We start from the raw sequence: 17,737 nt of genomic DNA, 5'->3' as shown, positions 1-17,737 counted from the left end.
GGGGATGATTAATGTGTTGAAAAAAATGATTTCTGTTTCATTGGCCGGTGTCTTGGCTTTAAGTTTGGCAGCCTGTTCTTCCGGAGGGGAAACACAAGGCGCGAAAGAATCAGCGAATTATCCAGAACGCGGAATGGCAATTGTCGCCCCTTCAGGAGCTGGCGGCGGATGGGATTTGACAGCGCGGTCCATTGCTAAAACCATGAACAATACAAAATTGATCGAAGAGCCGATCACGGTTGAAAACAAACCAGGCGGCGGCGGTGCAGTATTCATGGCGGAATATGCCACAAAAGAAGTTGACAACGATTATATGCTGATGGTGAAATCTCCGCCAATTTTGATCAACAACAATAAAGCTGAAGGCAATAGCCCATACGGCTATAAAGATACAACTCCACTGGCGCAATTGACGCGTGATTACGGTGCAATCGTTGTGAAAGCCGATTCGGAATTCAATACGCTCGAAGAATTGCTGGAAGCCATTAAAGCGGATCCAACTTCCATCACTTTGGCCGGCGGGTCAGCTCCCGGTTCAATGGATCATCTAGTCGGCATCCTGCCTGCGTTCGAGTATGGCATCGATCCAAAGTCAGTAAAATACGTATCGTATGACGGCGGCGGTGAAGCAGTGGCATCATTGCTGGGCAATAACGCAGACGTCATTGCAACAGATGCTTCGACGATCGCTGAATACGTTCGTTCAGGCGACGTGAAAGTTCTTGCAGTCAGCTCTCCTGAAGCGCTTGAAGGCGAATTGAGCGATGTCCCTACTTTTAAAGACGCTGGAATCGATGCAGAATTCACGATCTGGCGCGGAATTTTCGGACCTAAGAACATGTCAGATGGTGCAGTCGATTATTGGTCTGGAAAACTGAAAGAAATGTCTGAGTCAGAAGAATGGACAAAAGAATTGGAACAGAACGGCTGGCAGTCTGAATACAAAGATGCCGCTGGTTTTGAAGAATACTTGAAAACACAAGAACAAGTGATTGTTGAATTATTAACAGCGCTTGACATGCAAAAATAATGAAGGAGCGGCTTCGGCCGCTTTCTTGATTTTGAAAGGAGTAGAAAGCAATGAGTAAAACGTTCGACCGCTTTGCAGGCATCACCTTCTTGCTGATTGGGCTGCTGTTCGTGCTGGAAAGCCGGAAAATATCCGAAAGCTCATATGGCTCAGAAGTGGGACCGGATATCTTCCCGATCGGCCTTGGCATCCTGTTAATTTTATTGAGTGCACGGTTGATTTATGAAACTTTCCGCTACCAGGTGAACCAGGGAGAAATGGAAAAAGTCCAATACGGCAAGTTTATCGTGCTGTTTGTCAGTGCCGTACTTTATGCAGCACTGCTTGAGCCCCTCGGTTATGTCATTACGACTTTCCTGTTCCTGGTAATTGCATTTCAGACGATGGAGCGGGGCAAATGGATTCAAACCCTTGTCATCGCCAGCGTTTTTTCTTTCGGAGTCTATTATTTATTCGCTGAATTCCTAGGCGGTTCGTTGCCAGGGTTTCCAGTATTCTAACTTGAGAGGCGGAGAATTATGAGTACATTACAATTTCTTATGGATGGATTCGGTGTCGCTTTTCAATGGCAAAATATCCTCTTTGCATTTGTCGGCGTGTTGATCGGAACAGCGGTCGGGGTGCTTCCGGGCATCGGCCCGATGAGCGGTGTTGCGCTGCTGATTCCTGTTACAGCTACCTTGACTGCTGGCCTCCCTCCTGAAGCTGCCGCCGCCAGTTCCATCATCCTATTGGCAGGCGTATACTACGGAGCGATGTATGGCGGTTCAACAACCTCCATCCTGCTGAACACTCCTGGAGAATCCTCATCAGTCGTCACTACGCTCGACGGCTACCAAATGGCACGGCAAGGACGCGCTGGTGCAGCATTGTCCATCGCTGCCATCGGTTCGTTCGCCGCAGGCATCATCTCACTGATCGGCCTTGTGCTGTTGGCAAAACCATTATCGAACATCGCATTGGAATTCGGTCCAGCCGAATACTTCTCGTTGATGCTCCTCGGACTTGCCGCAGTCAGCGGACTTGCCGGAAAATCAATGACCAAGGCACTGATGATGACGGTCTTCGGCCTTATGCTCGGAACCATCGGCATCGATGCTGTTTCCGGCATTGCGCGCTTCACTTACGATTTGCCGATTTTGTATTCAGGACTTGAATTTTTGACCATCGCTGTCGGCTTGTTCGCGTTAGGGGAAGTATTCAAGACAGTCCTTGAACGCGATCAGGAAGAAGGCGCTATCGCTAAAATCGGCCGCATTTTGCCGACCAAACAAGATTTAAAAGACAGCACCGTACCCATATTGCGCGGTTCGTTCCTGGGCTTCTTCATCGGTGTTTTGCCTGGCGCCGGCGCTACATTGGCTTCATTCTTCTCTTACATCACAGAAAAGAAATTCAGCAAAACGCCTGAAAAGTTCGGCACTGGCGCAATTGCCGGTGTAGCGGGCCCGGAATCGGCTAATAATGCTGCTTCCGGCGGCGCGTTGATCCCGTTGCTGACACTTGGGATTCCTGGATCAGGCACAACCGCCATCCTTATGGGCGCATTGATCATGTACAACATCCAGCCAGGCCCACTGCTTTTTGATGACCATCCTGAAGTCGCTTGGGGATTGATCGCCAGCATGTTCGTCGGGAACTTGATGCTGCTGGTGCTGAATATGCCATTGGTAAAAGTATTTGCCAAGATTATTCAAACACCGAAGAAATACTTGCTGCCGATTATCATCGCCATTTCGTTCTTCGGCGTATACGCCGTGCAATACACGACATTCGATTTGTATTTATTGCTTGCTTGCGGTGTGCTCGGCTATCTGCTTGTGCGCAATGATTTCCCGGTCGCTCCATTGGTTCTTGCATTGGTGCTTGGACCGATGATCGAAAACAATATGCGCCGCGCATTGACGATTTCGAACGGTGACTTCTCGATTTTTGCCACCAAACCGATTTCGCTTGTGCTCTTGATCGTCGCTGCTGCTTGGTTGCTCGTCCCTTTGCTATTGAAATTCAAAGGCCGCGCCATTATTGTCAATGAAGAAGATTGAAACAGAAAAAAGCCGCCCCTAGGGACGGCTTTTTTTCTGCTTCTTACACTTCAGTTGTTGTTTTCAATGCGTCAAGGCGCTCCTGGACTTGTGCTCCATCCAAGCCATGCTCGAACGCATAGCGGTTGCGCGGATGTTCACGGCATTCATCCGAACATGACCGCATATACTTGTGTTCATTTTCTTCTGAAGCAAGGATTTTCGCGTTGCATTCAGGGTTGGCGCAGTTTACATAGCGTTCACAAGGTTCGCCTGTAAAATGGTCTTTGCCGACGATGACATGTTCTTTTTGGTTGACGGGTACTGCGATGCGCTCATCAAACACGTAAAGCTGCCCGTCCCATAGTTCGCCTTGCACTTCAGGGTCTTTGCCGTAAGTAGCAATCCCGCCGTGCAATTGCGATACATCTTCAAAGCCTTCTTTTTTCAGCCAGCCAGAGAATTTTTCACAGCGGATTCCGCCTGTGCAATACGTCAAAATTTTCTTGCCTTCGAAGATTTCTTTATTGTCGCGGACCCATTCAGGCAAATCGCGGAAGTTTTCAATATCCGGCCGCACCGCACCGCGGAAATGGCCAAGATCGAATTCGTAGTCATTGCGTGCATCCAGAACGATTGTGTCTTCTTCCTGCATCTGCTTGTAGAATTCAGCAGGCTCCAGGTATTTCCCGGTCAATTCGTTCGGGTTGATATCATCTTCCAAGCCCAGATGGACAATCTCTTTTTTCGCACGAACATGCATTTTTCTGAAAGCATGGCGGTCAGTTGCGTCAATTTTGAATGGCATATCCGCAAAGCGCCCGTCTTGTTTCATCAATTCCATATAAGCGTCTGTTTGTTCGATCGTGCCCGAGCACGTACCGTTGATGCCTTCGTGTGACACAAGAATGCGGCCTTTCAAGCCGATTTCCTTGCAGGCAGCCAAATGCTCTGCAGCAAATGCTGTTGGATCTTCGATTTCTACGTACTTATAGTACAGTAGAACATTGTGTGTATGATTTTGCATGAATCATTACCACCCTACTCTTTTCAATTTGTTCTCGTCACCGGAATGGCGTTAAAAACCTAGACTATTTTATAATAAATTCCGGCAAACTTCAACTTTCTCATAATTGAAAACAGCTTCACCAAATTCTAACAGACACGGTTTTCCACCGATTTGCCTTCAAGGCATGCAGCAATTGCTTGTGCATTCATTTCCATCATCGCCAATCGCGTCTGGACGGTAGCGCTCCCGATATGCGGCAGCACCGTCAAGTTCGGCAATGACAGCAGTGGATGGTCAAGCGGCACTGGCTCCGTTTCAAAGACATCTAGGCCTGCGGCCCAGATTTTCTTCGCCTTTAGTGCTTCGTATAAGGCTTTTTCATCAACAATTCCGCCTCTCGCAACATTGATGAGGCAAGCGGTTTCTTTCATCAGAGACAATTCACGTTCCCCGATCATGCCTTGCGTTTCCTGCGTCAGCGGCGTCAAAATGACGACATAATCCGATTGCTGCAGCAAATCATCAAGCTTCGCGTATTTGACGTCTTCAAAGCTGCGCCGTGTCCGGTTATGATACAGCACGTTCATGCCAAAGCCCTGCGCGCGCCGAGCAACCGCTTCACCGATGCGGCCCATGCCAACGATGCCAAGTGTCGCGCCTCCGACGTTGCGCCCCGCCATTCCCATTGGCGACCATGATTTCCAGTCGCCTGAACGCACGGATTGCTCCGCTTCGATAATGCGGCGAGCTGTCGCCAGCAATAATGCGAATGTCAGATCCGCTGTACTTTCCGTCAGGACATCGGGCGTATTCGTTACCATGACGCCTCGTTCATGGGCTGCGTGGATATCGATATTGTTATAGCCAACAGCTAGATTCGAAACGATTTTCAAATTCGGTGCGGCTTCGAGCAATTCGCGGTCCACCTTATCGGACAGCATCGTCCATAAAGCATGTGCTTCCCCAGCCTGTTTCATGATTTCTTCCCGCGGCGCCGGCGCTTTCTCATCGTGCCACATGCGCACTTCGTAAGACTCATGCAAGCCCGAGACTGCTTCATCCGGTAATTTCTGTGTGATAAAAATGATAGGTTTCATTGGGACCCTCCGTCTCTTTATTATCAAACAATTATATCAATTTAAAAAACTGCTGGCAATTGCCGGCAGTTTTTGGAAAATCTATTTTGTTCAGTCCATTGGCCGGCTGCGGATTTTTTTCACGTAGAACCATACTGCCGCTAATGCCACGAGAACGATCAACACATAAACGACGTTGGAATAAATATCGAATTGCTCCATAATAGCTGCACGGTTTTCCCCGACTGCTTCGCCAATAAAAACGAGGACCGTGTTCCAGAGCAAAGTACCGAGCGTCGTGAAAGTGATAAACAACCAGAATTTCGTGTTCGCCATGCCTGCCGGGATCGAAATGAGGCTGCGGATCAGCGGAATCAGGCGAGCGAAAAAGATGGTCCAAATGCCGTAGCGGTCGAACCAGGCATCCGCACGGTGAATGTCTGCCCGTTTGACGCGCAGGACGCGCCCGTATTTATCGACGATTTTCTCCAGCCGCTCAACATCAAGCAGCAGGCCGAGTCCATAAAGGACCACTGCGCCACTCACCGAGCCCGCTGTTGAAGCCAAAATCACTCCGGGAATCGTCATATTGGTAGTGGTGGTCATAAAGCCCCCCACTGTCAAAATGACTTCCGAAGGAATTGGCGGAAACACATTTTCCAACATGATAAGAAAAAATATACCAAAATAACCGTAATCAGACATGACGTCTATAATCCATTGTTCCATTTGCTGTCTCCTTTACTGCTCTTTCCCGAACTTCATTTTTACCGACCATAATTCCGAGCGGCTGCCAATCCGAATCGGCGGCCCCCAGAATCCGAATCCCGAAGAAACAAGAAAATGGGTTTTCTCGATCAAGCGGTGGCCATAATCCAACTCGAACACTTTTTTGGTGATCCAGCCATTCGGCCACATCTGCCCTTTATGGGTGTGGCCGGAAATGTGAAAGTCCGCTCCCAGCTGCACCGGCATTTTCAAATCCGATGGCGTATGGTCCATGACAATCCATGGAAAGTCTTTTTTTGGCTCGAGCGTCTTGAGCGGATGGCGTTTTCCATTGGTTCGGTCTTCCCGTCCCGTTAAATAAAAACGTTCCGCAACCAAAATAGTTTCATCACGCAAAATCCGGACTCCGGAATCTTCCATCACTTTGACGAGCAGCGGAATTTTACGGCCGTAATATTCATGGTTGCCCAGAACGCCGTATACGCCGAAGAGCGCAGTCAATCGCTCCATTTCTTCCTGCATGCCGTAGCGTGCGTACCATACCGGATCGTCATCGACCAAATCCCCCGCTAAAAAAACAGCATCCGGCTTCAACGCATTTGCCCTGTCGACAAAACGCTTTAAATGCCGTTTCCCTGACAATACGCCCAGATGAAAATCCGAGCCTACGACGACATGCAGCGGTTCTGCCGGCACATCGCCAACCGTTATCTCCAGCTCGCGCACAGCCGGGCTATATGCTAAATAAGAGCCAATCAGTAAAATCCCAAGCATTATTACCGCAACGGCATTGCCGATATAAAATGCTTCACGCGGCCACTCCACCAAAACGCTCACCAAGTTCGCGACAGGAAACAACACGATTGCGTATTGCAAAAAGGCAAACCAATATGAGCCGATGACGGTAAATGCCAACCAGTTATGGCCGATGCGGCCGATAAAGAAACTGAAAGCAATAATCGCCCATAGGCCAGCAAACAGCCACGGTTCCAAGGAGATCCATGAAGCAACCCATAAATACGTATTCCATCCCAAATAACCGATAAGTGCCATATAAATGCTCAAAGCACCAGCAATGGCGACGAACTGTTTCATACACTTTTTCCTCTTTTCCTGCTGTCTAAAAATTATTATAGCACTTACTTGAAAAAGTACCTTCCCGAACACCACTACACCCCAAGACCTAGTCAAAGATGCAGTCAGGGTCCGTATTCTGAAAACGGTGTGCTTGTTAAGATGAAGATACAAATTGAGAGGAGGAAATAACAATGAATAAGTTTTGGATGATCACACTCGGCATCATCGCCGGAATCATCGTCTTGTCGAATCTGGGGGCAATTGTCGGGCTTGCAGTATCCGCGTTGATCCTGTATGCAGGGATCCATTATTACCTGCGAAGCATTTCACTTGCCGCTAAAATCTGGTGGGGCATCGTCGGTGCCGTCGGTGCAATTTCAGCCATTTCGAATGTCCCTGCTTTGCTTGGCGTCGCGGCAGCAGCCGGCCTATGGATGATTTACCGCAACTGGAACGGACGCCCTGTTGCGTTTCAAGACGCAAAAGACCCTTTCACAAACTTTGAAAACCAATGGCAGAAACTAAACAAATAAGGAGGAATCGGCATGACAACTTTATGGGAACGCTTAAAATTCGCTGTAGCCACTGACATGGACATGGTGATGACGAAAAAAGAAGAAAAAAATCCACTGGCTGCTTTGAACCGCTTTATTGCGGAAGCCCAAAAACAGACGGAAATGACAGGCAAATGGGTGGAACGCCAAGCCCAGCTGACAGTGAAACTGGAACAGGAGCTGGCGGAAGCATCCGCGATGGCTGAGAAGCGCAAGGCGCAGCTCGAGCTCGCACAAGCTTCAGGTGAAAGCGACTTGTCAAGGTTTGCTGAACTGGAAGTTGCAGCTTATTCGAATCGTGTCAGCGAATTGGAACATAGCCTTGCAGAAAATCTTGAGGAAATCACCCGTCTGGAGCAGCGATTCGAAGAAATGCAGCATAAAGTAAAAGACATGAAATTGCGTCAGCTGCAATTGATGGGGAAAGAGAATGCTGCTCGCGCGCATTATCAGATGGACAAAGTGCTGGCTTCCGGCTTTGAAGCGGAAACTTTGGAATCAGATAATATGTCCGCATTCATCGGCGGCCTCGGCAGCGAAGCCGAAGAGGTGCACCAACGCTCAACGATGGAGCATCGCTTGGAATCACTTGAAAAAAACAGCGCACAGCAAAAAGAAATTGGGTAAACTAGAGTGAGAAGAAGGTTTCCTTCTTCTCGCTTTTCCGCTGCAAAGAAGGAGGCAAAAAACATGTTGGACCACTTGACCACCAATAAAAAAGCACTGATTTTATGGAGCGCTTTATTGCTCATTTTTATAGAAGTTGCCTTTTTCGGAAATGGCAGCATATTTTTGGTTCTTCTTGGCCTCGGAATCTTGTATTACGCGATGAACAAAGAGCAAGAGTCCCGCAAAGCTTATGTTTGGACCGCCGTCATCTTAATCGGCATTGCCGTGCTGTCGATGTGGAGTTTAAGGCTGATCGTTTTTGCGGTGGCCATTTACTTGCTGATCCGCCTTTGGAAAGGTGAGGAGTGGGAGCAGCAGCTGCCAATCGGCGGCGTTGACAAAGGGCTGATTCAAAATAAATTTTTCGCAGCCCAGCAAACACCGATTGAAGCATATGAATGGAAAGATATACACATCCAAGGAATTGCCGGCGATCTGCTTATTGACGCAACCCAGACGGTGCTGCCAAAACGGACATCGTTGATTTCGATTCGCCAAGGCTTCGGCAAAGTGAAAATCATCGTTCCCTATGAAGTTCCGGTACGCGTCTACTACTCTGCCATTCTTGGCGATGCCCGCTTTTTCAACGGCGCCAAAGAACGAATTTGGAACGGTTCGCTTCATGCAGAGGATGGCTATCCTGATGACGGCAAAGTTGAAATGATCATTTCAATCACTACGTGGATGGGAGATGTCGAGGTGATCCGCCGATGAGACAGATCCTGCCGCGCGGCCTTTTCTTCATGGCCTTGTTCGCTTTTATCGTATTTTGCATCCTGGCAGTGCTGCTGGGGCTTCCTACCTTCACTGCCTGGTCCGTGCTGTGGGAAGATTTCGTTGCCGGTCTGCCGTTCGGCATTTGGCTGCTCGTGTTGGTACTTGCACTCTCAATCGGCATTGCCTGGTGGTCGGAATCGATGTCACGCGCAAAAGTGCAGGATATCGAGGAAATTTTCCAAGCTTTGCTGCGCAACGAAGACCACATTGTCATTGAAGCTGCTCATATGAAATCGCTGCCTGCCAATTTGGCTTCTTCTATTTTAAAACTCCAGAAGTTGCTGGAATCTCAGCGCAGAAGCTTAGCGCGCATTTCCAATGAACGCGCGGAAACCCAGGACAAAGTGATTCAGGAACGCCTGATCATGGAACGCCAGCGGCTGGCGCGCGAATTGCATGATTCGGTATCACAGCAATTATTTGCCGCATCGATGCTCCTGTCTTCCATGACAGAGCGTGAACAGGCTGCTCCCGCACTATTGCAGACGGAAAAAATGGTTCAGCAGGCACAATTGGAGATGCGCGCGTTGCTGCTCCATCTCCGCCCGGCAGCGCTGCACAATAAAACCTTGCGACAGGGATTGGCTGAACTGATCGCCGAACTAAAGGAGAAAGTCTATTTCGACATCGATTCCAAATTGGAAGAAGTCCCTTTGCCAAAAGGCGCAGAAGACCATCTCTTCCGCATCGCCCAGGAAACGCTTTCGAATACACTGCGCCATTCGAAAGCCACTGAAGTCCATATCCTTTTTGTCGAACGGGATAATTTCGCTATTCTGCGCATCCAGGACAACGGTGTCGGCTTTGAAAGCGACCAATCAAAATCCACTTCATATGGCTTGAAGCATATCGAAGAACGGGCCATTGAAATCGGCGCCGTCAGCAAAATCGTTTCTGTGCCTTCTGAGGGCACAATCATTGAAGTGAAAGTCCCTATTGAAAGGAAGGTTTCCGATGATTCGAATCTTATTAGCCGATGATCATGAGATGGTCCGAATCGGCGTTTCCGCCTATCTCCAATCGCAGCCGGATATGGAAGTCGCCGGCGAGGCAGTAAATGGTGAAGAAGCTGTAAAGATGGCGCTCGAATTGCGGCCGGATGTTATTTTGATGGATATGGTCATGCCCGTCATGAACGGCGCAGAAGCGACCGACGCCATCATCACCCAATGGCCGGAAGCGAAAATCATGATTGTCACCAGCTTTCCTGACGACGACAAAGTTTATCCTGCATTGAAAGCCGGTGCGGTCAGCTATATTCTGAAAACGTCCAAAGCATCCCGCATCGCGGAATCCATCCGCTCGACGATGAATGGCACACCGGTCCTTGAACCGGAAGTGATGACCAAGATGATGAAGCAGATGCGCCACAGCCATGTTCCTCATGAAGATTTGACAGACCGCGAAATGGAGATTTTGCTGCTGATTGCATCGGGCTACAGCAATCAGGAAATTGCGGATAAGTTGTTCATCGCGCTGAAAACAGTCAAGACCCATGTCAGCAATCTGTTGGCGAAGCTCGAAGTCCATGACCGCACCCAGGCGGCCATCTATGCGTATCAGCACCGCCTCATTTCCCCTCCACAATGAGGGGTTATTTTTTTACAAAAAAAAAGCTGGAAGCATGGGCTTCCAACTTTTTTCAGATTCCATTTAAGACGGCACGACGATGTAATAAACGCTTGCTAAAAATAAGAACGCCAGGAATGCCGCCAAATACGCTTTCTTATTGGTGAAGTTCTGTGTTGTTTTCAAGATTTTTGCACTGACGAAATACATCCATACAATGCCTGCCACCAGCAGAGCGGCGACAATGAAGGTGCCTTCTCCCCAACCGGCTAAGTATGGGACACCCAGCAACCCGGGAAGCAGCGCAACAGGGGAAGCCAGATTGATTTCCTTGAACAGCGCTTTGCCGCCCAACCCTTTTGCCCCCGCCCATAGCAGCAGCGCAAGTCCGATTTTCGTGATAAACGCCGACAATAGGCCAAAAAGGATGAAAATCAGCGGCACTAGGACATTTTGCAGCACGGGTGAATCGAAGTTCGCTATGTATGAGGCATTCGACGCGATTGATATCGCGCCGTAGCCCACTCCGGTAAGCAGCAAAATGAGATTGCTGATCACTTTGATGTTCGGTGAGTTTAAAAATGCCCCAAAATATGTTTCATTCAACACCACCATATTTCTGACCATTTTAATCACTCCTTTTTCCATTCTTACATGCCCCAAGGCATCAATGCCCAGACAGCAACAACCGCGGATAATACGACCGTGATGCCCGCACCGACTTTGCTGTTGTAGCGGTAAGTTTTAATGTCTTTCCAGCCGTGGATCCGTTCGACCAATTCGATATCCGATTGCTTGGTCAAGTTTTTCGCCAGTGACGGCATGCGGTTCGTGATATACGACACCACAATCAGCAAGATAAAACTTACGGGAACGGCAAGCATTGCGCCTGAAAGCCCCATGCCGTCTGTCACAGCATGTCCTGTCAAGACAATGCTCGGGAAGACGAAAGGCGACACGACAATGTACAGAATGCCGCCGACGATTGAAGCCGCCATAGCACCGTATTTATTGGCTTCTTTCCACCATACGCCGACGATGATAAGCGGCGCGTTCGTCACTCCAGCAAGGCCGAATGCCCACAGGATACTGACCACCAGGAATGCGGGCGGTTGGATTGCCAATAGAATACTGACGACGCCGCCAAGGAAAATCGCCACAAACCCGAGTCGCAAATTCACACGCTGGGAAATATTCGGCTTCAAAGTAGCGACAATGTCTTGGGACAGCAAAGCGCCGATTGCCAGCAAGTTTCCGCTCAAGGTAGAGACACCGGCTGAAATGGCTCCGGCGATAACCAATGCTGTAACCCAGTCAGGGTTATAAACCAAATTGAGGATGATCGTCAATTTGTCCGCATCTTCTGGAGAAATCTGCAGCCCTTGTGTGGTCGTTGCAAAGACTCCGACAAACCCCATCGCGTAAGTGGCTGAAAATACCAATCCGAGGATAAAGGCGAACCAGACCATCGCTGCCCGTGCGCTCTTCAGGTTTGAAGCCGTGTAAACGCGCATCGCTAAATGGGGAAGCCCCAAAGCACCGATTGTCAGAGCCGGGATGATTGAGAAATACCATTTTGGTGAAAATTGATAATCGAAGAAAGTCGGCAATGCGTCCAGCATTGCCGGAACCATATCTGCGTACAATAATGGCGGGAAATACCAGCCAGTGCCGCCGACTGCTTTCATGATTGCCCCTAAAGGAACGATGAACATCAAGGCCATGATAACCATCTGGATTGCCGCGTTATTGGTCGCTCCTGCCATGCCTCCTACTGTGATATAGCCGACAATAAGCAATCCGCCGACGATCAAGCCCGTCAAATAAGGAATGCCCAATAATGTTTCGAACGTCACGGCGATGCCGATCATCTGCCCGAGAGCATACATGATGGAAACGAGGATCATGAACAGCGCGGCAATGATGGAAGCCGATTTGCCGTAGCGGTCGCGGATAAAGTGCGTCGGCGAAAACGCACCCATGCGGCGCAGGCTTGTGCCGTAAATGATCGTGATCAGCGGAATTGCTAAGATCAGCTGGATCCACAGCATGATAAATGGTACCTGCAATTGAAGAATAAGTGCTGTAATTCCTAGAAATGTCGCTAAACTCATATACGTAGCCGACATTGCCAAGCCATTGACAAGCGCTCCTGTATTTGAATTGCCGACATATAATTCTTTAGCGGAAGTACTTTTGCGGTTCGATATAAAACCGACTATGTAAAATAACAGGAACGTGGCGATAATGACGCCCAATCCCATCCAAGGATTATCTAATTGCCAGTTTTGGTTTTCCATCCGTTACACCCCTTCCGTATCGCGGGAGTTGTCGAGTAAATCATTTTCTGCGTCGATTTCATCATCGATGCGATTGCCGATAATACCTGCAACAATCGTTAATAGGAACACACCGAACCACCCCATTAGGATCGGCAAAATGTACTTTAATGGAAACCCTAAGAAAATTGCATCGGTTGGAAATATCGAGAAAATTAGCCCAACATTTCCTACCAGGATGAAAGCCGCTGTCATCCAAATAGTGAACTGCACTTCTTTTTTGTACGCCTTCATATACTCTCCCCCATTTCGTGAAATAAACTACTGCCCCTTTGCATAAACAGCTGAGCGAACGCTCAGTTTCAACCCAGAAATTCCCTCCCTTTCTTTATTTTAAGAGTATTGACATTTTGATTGTAACCGCTTTCCCAATTTTAAGTCAATCGAATTTTCTAATAATTATAATAACTTATGTATACTTCATAATCCGAACTAAATAGAAGCCAGCCTATAGCAGGGGCTATAGACTGGCTTCTTCTAGCTATTATGCACTTTTAATGGTTACTGTCACTTTGAATAAATCCCCGTCTACTTCGATCTTTAAGGCTCCGCCGTGAAGATCGACAATCGATTGCGCAATAGCAAGGCCCAAACCTGAACCCTCGGTCTGCCTTGAAGCATCGCCGCGCTTAAAGCGTTCAAATAGCTCATCGGGATTTTCGCCCAGCTCATAGCGGGTGATGTTTTTGATGATGAATTCCGCCTCACCGCCCGTACCGTTAAGCGACACGAATACACGGGTGCCCGGAAGCGCGTACTTCAGCGAATTCAAAATCAAGTTATCCAGCATCCTCCACCATTTTTGCCCATCCGCATAGATGTACAGTGGCTTGTCGCCGATCGATACACGGAAATCCAAACCGGATTGCTCAATATCTTCCGCATGCTCAGCAAGCGCCTGTTGCAGCAATTGTGCAAAATCAAGCTTTGAACGATGCAGCTCGATATTGCCGCTGGCCATTTTGGATACTTCAAACAAATCTTCAATCAGTGTTTTCAGGCGCTGTGATTTGCGGTCGAGTATGCCAGCATAGGACAAACGCTCTTCATCCGACAATACCGGCGCTTTCAACAAATCAGTATAGGTGATAATCGAAGTCAGCGGCGTGCGCAAATCATGGCTGACGTTTGTGATCAATTCCGTTTTCAGCCGCTCGCTTTTCGCCTGCTCCGACATCGATATCTTGACGCCTTCTTTTAAGCGGTTCAACTGCCGTGCATGATTGGCAAGCGGCGAAGAGCCGCGGATTGGCACCGCTTGGTTCAGCTGCCCCCTCGCCATCGCTTCTGTCTCCTGCATCAGCACATTCAAATAGCTGAAGCGCTTCAACATCAACACAAGTACCGGGATGCCGATGAACAGCGTCGCCGGCAGCCATACCAGCAGGATTCCTGGAATGATAATCGACATCATCGTGCCGAATCCCCAAAAGAAAATCACCGTCAATAAAACCAGCGATTGGACGCCGATCGATTTGTTCAAGAAAACCTGTTTCAACCCCTTCACATTGCGGTGGATAACGCTCTTTTGAAACTCCTGTTTGAACAAAGCAGGCGTTTTGTAATAGGCAGCCAGCCAAATCACCTGCAAAATCGCAAGCGCAGTTACCGCTAATGCGACGATGAACTCGCCACCAAGGCTAAGCCCATAGCTCGCGTAGTTGGTCGACCAGCTGTTCATCAAGCTCGTGTTGAAGTTTCCTGCAGCGAATAAGGCATATACTACCGTAAGGAAAGCTGTGAGCAGCCGCCATTCCATCCGCCAGCCCGTCCATTTTTCAAACAGCGGGCTGAATGTGAACCATTCCCAGCGGAAAGGCAAAAACATCATCACGGCGATCATTACTCCCGCTACAGCTATAGACAATAAGTAAGTAACCGACTTGATAAAATTGAATTGATTGAAGCTGCCGTTGCTATCTGACGCTGCGAGCAGTTCGCGATCGATTTGGATCACGCCTTCAAAAGTTGCTTCGTTGACTGCCCCATATAAAACCGGCACGAAATAATCGGGTTCACGGTCACTCAACGGCCTTGCTGCTGTATAGTTTTTCTCAAACACTGGATTTTCCGAAAGTTCTCCTTTTGTGAAAACTTCCCCAGTTTCGGTATTTTTCAATTCATAGGCATAATAGGCGTAGTCAGCATTGAATGCAGGTTTATTGGCATTCAAATCTCTCAAGGAATTGGCGATTTCTTCCTGCCTTTCATCTTTTATTTTTCCCTCCACGACTTCATTGTCCGAAAAATTGCTTTGGATTGCCGCTATTTTGCGATCGCGTTCTTCAAGAAGAATTTTTTCTACATCTTCATTTTTTGCAGCTTTGGCCTCTTCAATATCGGCTGCATATTGGCTTTGGATATTCTCGACTTGTTCAGCGAGCGATCCGTAGCGGTTGCGGTATTCTTCTATTTCACTTTGCGTTACCGGCCGGTCTGCCAATTCTTCTGCATCAGGCGGCGCAAGTTCATAGGTGATCAAGCTATCGGTATAATAGGCGTAATCCATTTTGAATTCATCGGATTCGGTGTATTGCTTGCCAAAATAACCGGGAACCGTTTCCATGAGAATAAAAAGGCCGAGAATAACAAAAGCCGTTGCTGCCAGCCATAACCATTTCTTCATCTTCAAATATCCCCTTTCGACAACAGGCGCAGCGATGCCAGCAAGTCAGCAGTTGATGTATTTTTAATCATATCCAAGATGAATGAGCAGCAGTACAGCAAAGAGAATAACGCAATAATGACTGCTGTAATCGACCATAAATCATTTTTCCATTTTGTAGCCAATGCCCCACACCACCTTCAAGTATCTTGGATTTTTTGGATCTGCTTCGATCTTTTCACGGATTTTCCGGATATGCACGGCCACGATGTTTTCTGCATTATAGGCCGGTTCGTTCCAGACGCGTTCGTAAATTTCCTGGATGGAAAAAACACGCCCGGCATTCGCCATCAATAACTCGGTCACTTTGAATTCAATCGGCGTCAATTTAATTGCCTCATTGTGCAGCGACACTTCTTTGGATTCGGAATCGAGTATAAGCCCGTCGATTTCAATGCGCTGTTTTTTATCTTCGTATGTGCCAAGGCTGACGTAGCGCCTTAACTGTGATTTCACTCTCGCCACCAGCTCCATTGGATGAAAAGGCTTCGTGACGTAATCATCTGCACCGACCGAAAGACCATGTATTTTATCGGAATCCTCCACTTTCGCACTGAGCATAATGATAGGAATATTACGTTGTTCACGTATTTTAAAAGTAGCAGCGATACCGTCCATTTTTGGCATCATGACGTCAAGGATGATCACATGCACATCATTGACGTCCAACAATTCCAGTGCTTCAAGGCCGTTTGCCGCTTTCAGCACCTTATATCCTTCGTTTTTCAAATAGATCTCGATGCCATCCCGGATATCCTGGTCATCGTCAGTCACCATTACAGTAAATTGTGCCATTTCCCCACCTCTTTCATCTCTGTAATTTATTGTAAACGAAATTTCTTAAGGGCAACTTAGGAATTTTATGAAGAAATTCTTAAGAAAACAGCGGCAATCCATAGGATGCCGCTGTTTCTCAAGAAATGGGTTTCTTTTTGGCCAATGTTAAAATGAGAATTCCGCCCAATAACAGCAGGACGCCAGCCCACGAAATCCCACTCAACCGTTCACCGACGATGAAAACACCGAGCAGCGCGGCGGTCAATGGTTCTCCGAGCGATAATGTGACTGCAGAGGAAGACGGAATGTTTTTCAAGCCGTGTGAAAAAAGAATATACGATAAGCTTGTCGCACCGATGCCCAAATAAGCCAGGACCGCCAGATTGCCTGGTTGCGCCAAATAGGAAATGTCCAGCACCCCTAAAAACGGCAGCAATGCTAATGCGCCCAGCGAAAAAATAACGGCCACCGCTGGCACCGCATCCATTCGGTCGAGCACTTTTTTACTTGAAATTGCATATCCTGCGAAAGACATGCCCGCGCCCAGCGCCAGGACAATGCCGAGGGGATCAATCACTGCTGCTTGCTTGTCGGAAAATAACAGCAGGCACCCTGCAATCGCCGATGCGGTCGCAGCGGCCCATACGCGGTCCGGCCGCCTTTTCAAGATGAGCCATTCCAATAACCCGGAAAATACCGGTGCACTGCCGATTGACGCCACCGTGCCGATGGCAATGCCAGTCAGCTGCACCGAAGAAAAGAACAGCGGCTGAAATAGCGCCATCAATGCCGCCGACACCACCGCCGCTTTCCACGGAATCTCTTTCCAACTCAATTTTTTCGCAAGCAATACAAAAGCCAGCAGCGTAAAGCCGCCGATTCCAAGCCGCATCGCACCGATTGTCAGCGGATGCGCGTTTCCTTCGATGAAACTTTGGGCAGTGCCAGTCGTGCCCCACAGCATTGCGGCCAGCAGCACCCATATGTATGGTAAATAGTTCATGAAATGCACCTCTAGGTAAAGCAAGCACTCCCGCTCGCTTATTTATTATGTATGAAAAGCCATTATCCTTGTCTGTGCCAGCCATTCTGCCATTAGCTTATCATTAATTGAATGGTTTGAGATAGCTCCCTTTTTCCATTATAATAAAAGAAAAAAGAGGAGATGATCCCATGTATATGACAGTCTCGGAAACTGCCGCTTTTCTGTCGATGCCTGAAGAACAGGTAGCTCGCTACGTGTTAGAAGGCCGCATACGCGCAGTCCATGACGGTGAACAGTACTTGGTCAACACCTCTCAGTTCGACACGCATTTCCAGCAGCTGGAGCTTGCCAAACAAGCCTTGGAAGAATGGCAAATGACACCGATTCCAGAAGACGTGGACATTAAAGACGAAGATTGACAGCTAAAATGAAGCATCCCGGCACACCAAGCCGGGAT

The 17,737-nt window shown here is 48.3% G+C and carries 20 protein-coding genes; 9 read left to right on the top strand and 11 right to left on the bottom strand.

Going from position 1 to position 17,737, the window contains the following annotated elements; translation table 11 throughout:
- Nucleotides 1–4 precede the first annotated feature (4 nt).
- From QMA09_RS01150 to QMA09_RS01140, 3 genes are read left to right on the top strand one after another with little or no spacing between them, the layout of a single operon-like run.
- The gene (locus tag QMA09_RS01150) at nucleotides 5–1,030 is read left to right on the top strand and encodes a Bug family tripartite tricarboxylate transporter substrate binding protein (RefSeq protein WP_175580247.1); all 1,026 of its coding nucleotides are present in this window, start codon (nucleotides 5–7) and stop codon (nucleotides 1,028–1,030) included.
- A gap of 50 nt (nucleotides 1,031–1,080) precedes the next feature.
- A complete protein-coding gene (locus tag QMA09_RS01145) occupies nucleotides 1,081–1,530 on the top strand; it encodes a tripartite tricarboxylate transporter TctB family protein (RefSeq protein WP_135500123.1) in 450 nt (149 codons plus the stop codon).
- 18 nt (nucleotides 1,531–1,548) lie between these two features.
- On the top strand, nucleotides 1,549–3,075 hold the full coding sequence (locus QMA09_RS01140) for a tripartite tricarboxylate transporter permease (RefSeq protein ID WP_135500122.1): 1,527 nt from the start codon (nucleotides 1,549–1,551) through the stop codon (nucleotides 3,073–3,075).
- Nucleotides 3,076–3,118: 43 nt separating this feature from the next.
- On the opposite strand, the gene trhO is transcribed toward QMA09_RS01140, so the two are convergent.
- The 4 genes from trhO to QMA09_RS01120 all read right to left on the bottom strand — a co-directional run bounded on the left by trhO (nucleotide 3,119) and on the right by QMA09_RS01120 (nucleotide 6,963).
- Entirely contained in the window at nucleotides 3,119–4,081 is a 963-nt protein-coding gene (gene trhO, locus QMA09_RS01135) for an oxygen-dependent tRNA uridine(34) hydroxylase TrhO (RefSeq protein WP_183736436.1), read from the bottom strand.
- 128 nt (nucleotides 4,082–4,209) lie between these two features.
- The gene (locus QMA09_RS01130; protein ID WP_290211703.1) at nucleotides 4,210–5,160 is read right to left on the bottom strand and encodes a 2-hydroxyacid dehydrogenase; all 951 of its coding nucleotides are present in this window, start codon (nucleotides 5,158–5,160) and stop codon (nucleotides 4,210–4,212) included.
- 90 nt (nucleotides 5,161–5,250) lie between these two features.
- On the bottom strand, nucleotides 5,251–5,868 hold the full coding sequence (locus QMA09_RS01125) for a DedA family protein (protein WP_135505722.1): 618 nt from the start codon (nucleotides 5,866–5,868) through the stop codon (nucleotides 5,251–5,253).
- Nucleotides 5,869–5,880: 12 nt separating this feature from the next.
- Nucleotides 5,881–6,963 (bottom strand): metallophosphoesterase, encoded by a 1,083-nt coding sequence (locus QMA09_RS01120; protein ID WP_135505720.1) that lies wholly within the window; start codon nucleotides 6,961–6,963, stop codon nucleotides 5,881–5,883.
- A gap of 173 nt (nucleotides 6,964–7,136) precedes the next feature.
- Here QMA09_RS01120 and QMA09_RS01115 point away from each other — a divergent pair, with 173 nt between their 5' ends.
- The 5 genes from QMA09_RS01115 (at nucleotide 7,137) to QMA09_RS01095 (ending at nucleotide 10,535) form a co-directional block, all read left to right on the top strand.
- The gene (locus tag QMA09_RS01115) at nucleotides 7,137–7,478 is read left to right on the top strand and encodes a lmo0954 family membrane protein (RefSeq protein ID WP_135505718.1); all 342 of its coding nucleotides are present in this window, start codon (nucleotides 7,137–7,139) and stop codon (nucleotides 7,476–7,478) included.
- Nucleotides 7,479–7,490: 12 nt separating this feature from the next.
- Nucleotides 7,491–8,126, top strand: a complete 636-nt coding sequence (locus tag QMA09_RS01110) for a PspA/IM30 family protein (RefSeq protein WP_290211702.1) — start codon at nucleotides 7,491–7,493, stop codon at nucleotides 8,124–8,126.
- A 63-nt stretch (nucleotides 8,127–8,189) separates the two neighbouring features.
- Nucleotides 8,190–8,882, top strand: a complete 693-nt coding sequence (liaF, locus tag QMA09_RS01105; RefSeq protein ID WP_290211701.1) for a cell wall-active antibiotics response protein LiaF — start codon at nucleotides 8,190–8,192, stop codon at nucleotides 8,880–8,882.
- Nucleotides 8,879–9,925 carry a sensor histidine kinase gene (locus QMA09_RS01100; RefSeq protein ID WP_135505712.1) on the top strand — a complete coding sequence of 349 codons (1,047 nt, stop codon included), beginning with the start codon at nucleotides 8,879–8,881 and terminating at the stop codon, nucleotides 9,923–9,925. The genes liaF and QMA09_RS01100 overlap by 4 nt, the downstream gene beginning before the upstream one ends.
- Complete coding sequence (locus QMA09_RS01095) at nucleotides 9,900–10,535, top strand: response regulator transcription factor (protein WP_290211700.1); 636 nt, start codon at nucleotides 9,900–9,902, stop codon at nucleotides 10,533–10,535. The genes QMA09_RS01100 and QMA09_RS01095 overlap by 26 nt, the downstream gene beginning before the upstream one ends.
- Nucleotides 10,536–10,598: 63 nt before the next feature.
- On the opposite strand, the gene QMA09_RS01090 is transcribed toward QMA09_RS01095, so the two are convergent.
- From QMA09_RS01090 to QMA09_RS01060, 7 genes are all read right to left on the bottom strand, one after another.
- Nucleotides 10,599–11,141 carry a hypothetical protein gene (locus QMA09_RS01090; RefSeq protein WP_290211699.1) on the bottom strand — a complete coding sequence of 181 codons (543 nt, stop codon included), beginning with the start codon at nucleotides 11,139–11,141 and terminating at the stop codon, nucleotides 10,599–10,601.
- A 23-nt stretch (nucleotides 11,142–11,164) separates the two neighbouring features.
- On the bottom strand, nucleotides 11,165–12,814 hold the full coding sequence (locus QMA09_RS01085) for a solute symporter family protein (protein WP_135505706.1): 1,650 nt from the start codon (nucleotides 12,812–12,814) through the stop codon (nucleotides 11,165–11,167).
- Between the two features lie 3 nt (nucleotides 12,815–12,817).
- On the bottom strand, nucleotides 12,818–13,087 hold the full coding sequence (locus QMA09_RS01080; RefSeq protein ID WP_135505704.1) for a hypothetical protein: 270 nt from the start codon (nucleotides 13,085–13,087) through the stop codon (nucleotides 12,818–12,820).
- Nucleotides 13,088–13,337: 250 nt separating this feature from the next.
- Nucleotides 13,338–15,479, bottom strand: a complete 2,142-nt coding sequence (locus tag QMA09_RS01075) for a histidine kinase dimerization/phospho-acceptor domain-containing protein (protein WP_290211698.1) — start codon at nucleotides 15,477–15,479, stop codon at nucleotides 13,338–13,340.
- A 2-nt stretch (nucleotides 15,480–15,481) separates the two neighbouring features.
- Complete coding sequence (locus tag QMA09_RS01070) at nucleotides 15,482–15,643, bottom strand: hypothetical protein (protein WP_158290636.1); 162 nt, start codon at nucleotides 15,641–15,643, stop codon at nucleotides 15,482–15,484.
- A complete protein-coding gene (locus QMA09_RS01065) occupies nucleotides 15,621–16,313 on the bottom strand; it encodes a response regulator transcription factor (protein ID WP_135505700.1) in 693 nt (230 codons plus the stop codon). Before QMA09_RS01065 ends, QMA09_RS01070 begins: the two co-directional genes overlap by 23 nt.
- 118 nt (nucleotides 16,314–16,431) lie before the next feature.
- Nucleotides 16,432–17,298 carry a DMT family transporter gene (locus QMA09_RS01060; RefSeq protein ID WP_290211697.1) on the bottom strand — a complete coding sequence of 289 codons (867 nt, stop codon included), beginning with the start codon at nucleotides 17,296–17,298 and terminating at the stop codon, nucleotides 16,432–16,434.
- A gap of 170 nt (nucleotides 17,299–17,468) precedes the next feature.
- Between QMA09_RS01060 and QMA09_RS01055 the strand changes: the two genes are divergently transcribed.
- Nucleotides 17,469–17,699, top strand: coding sequence for an excisionase family DNA-binding protein (locus QMA09_RS01055; RefSeq protein WP_135505696.1), 231 nt, complete (start codon nucleotides 17,469–17,471; stop codon nucleotides 17,697–17,699).
- Nucleotides 17,700–17,737 lie beyond the last annotated feature (38 nt).

Source organism: Planococcus sp. APC 3906 (assembly GCF_030407685.1).
Lineage (GTDB): Bacteria > Bacillota > Bacilli > Bacillales_A > Planococcaceae > Planococcus > Planococcus koreensis.
This window is presented reverse-complemented; position numbering and strand designations above follow the sequence as displayed.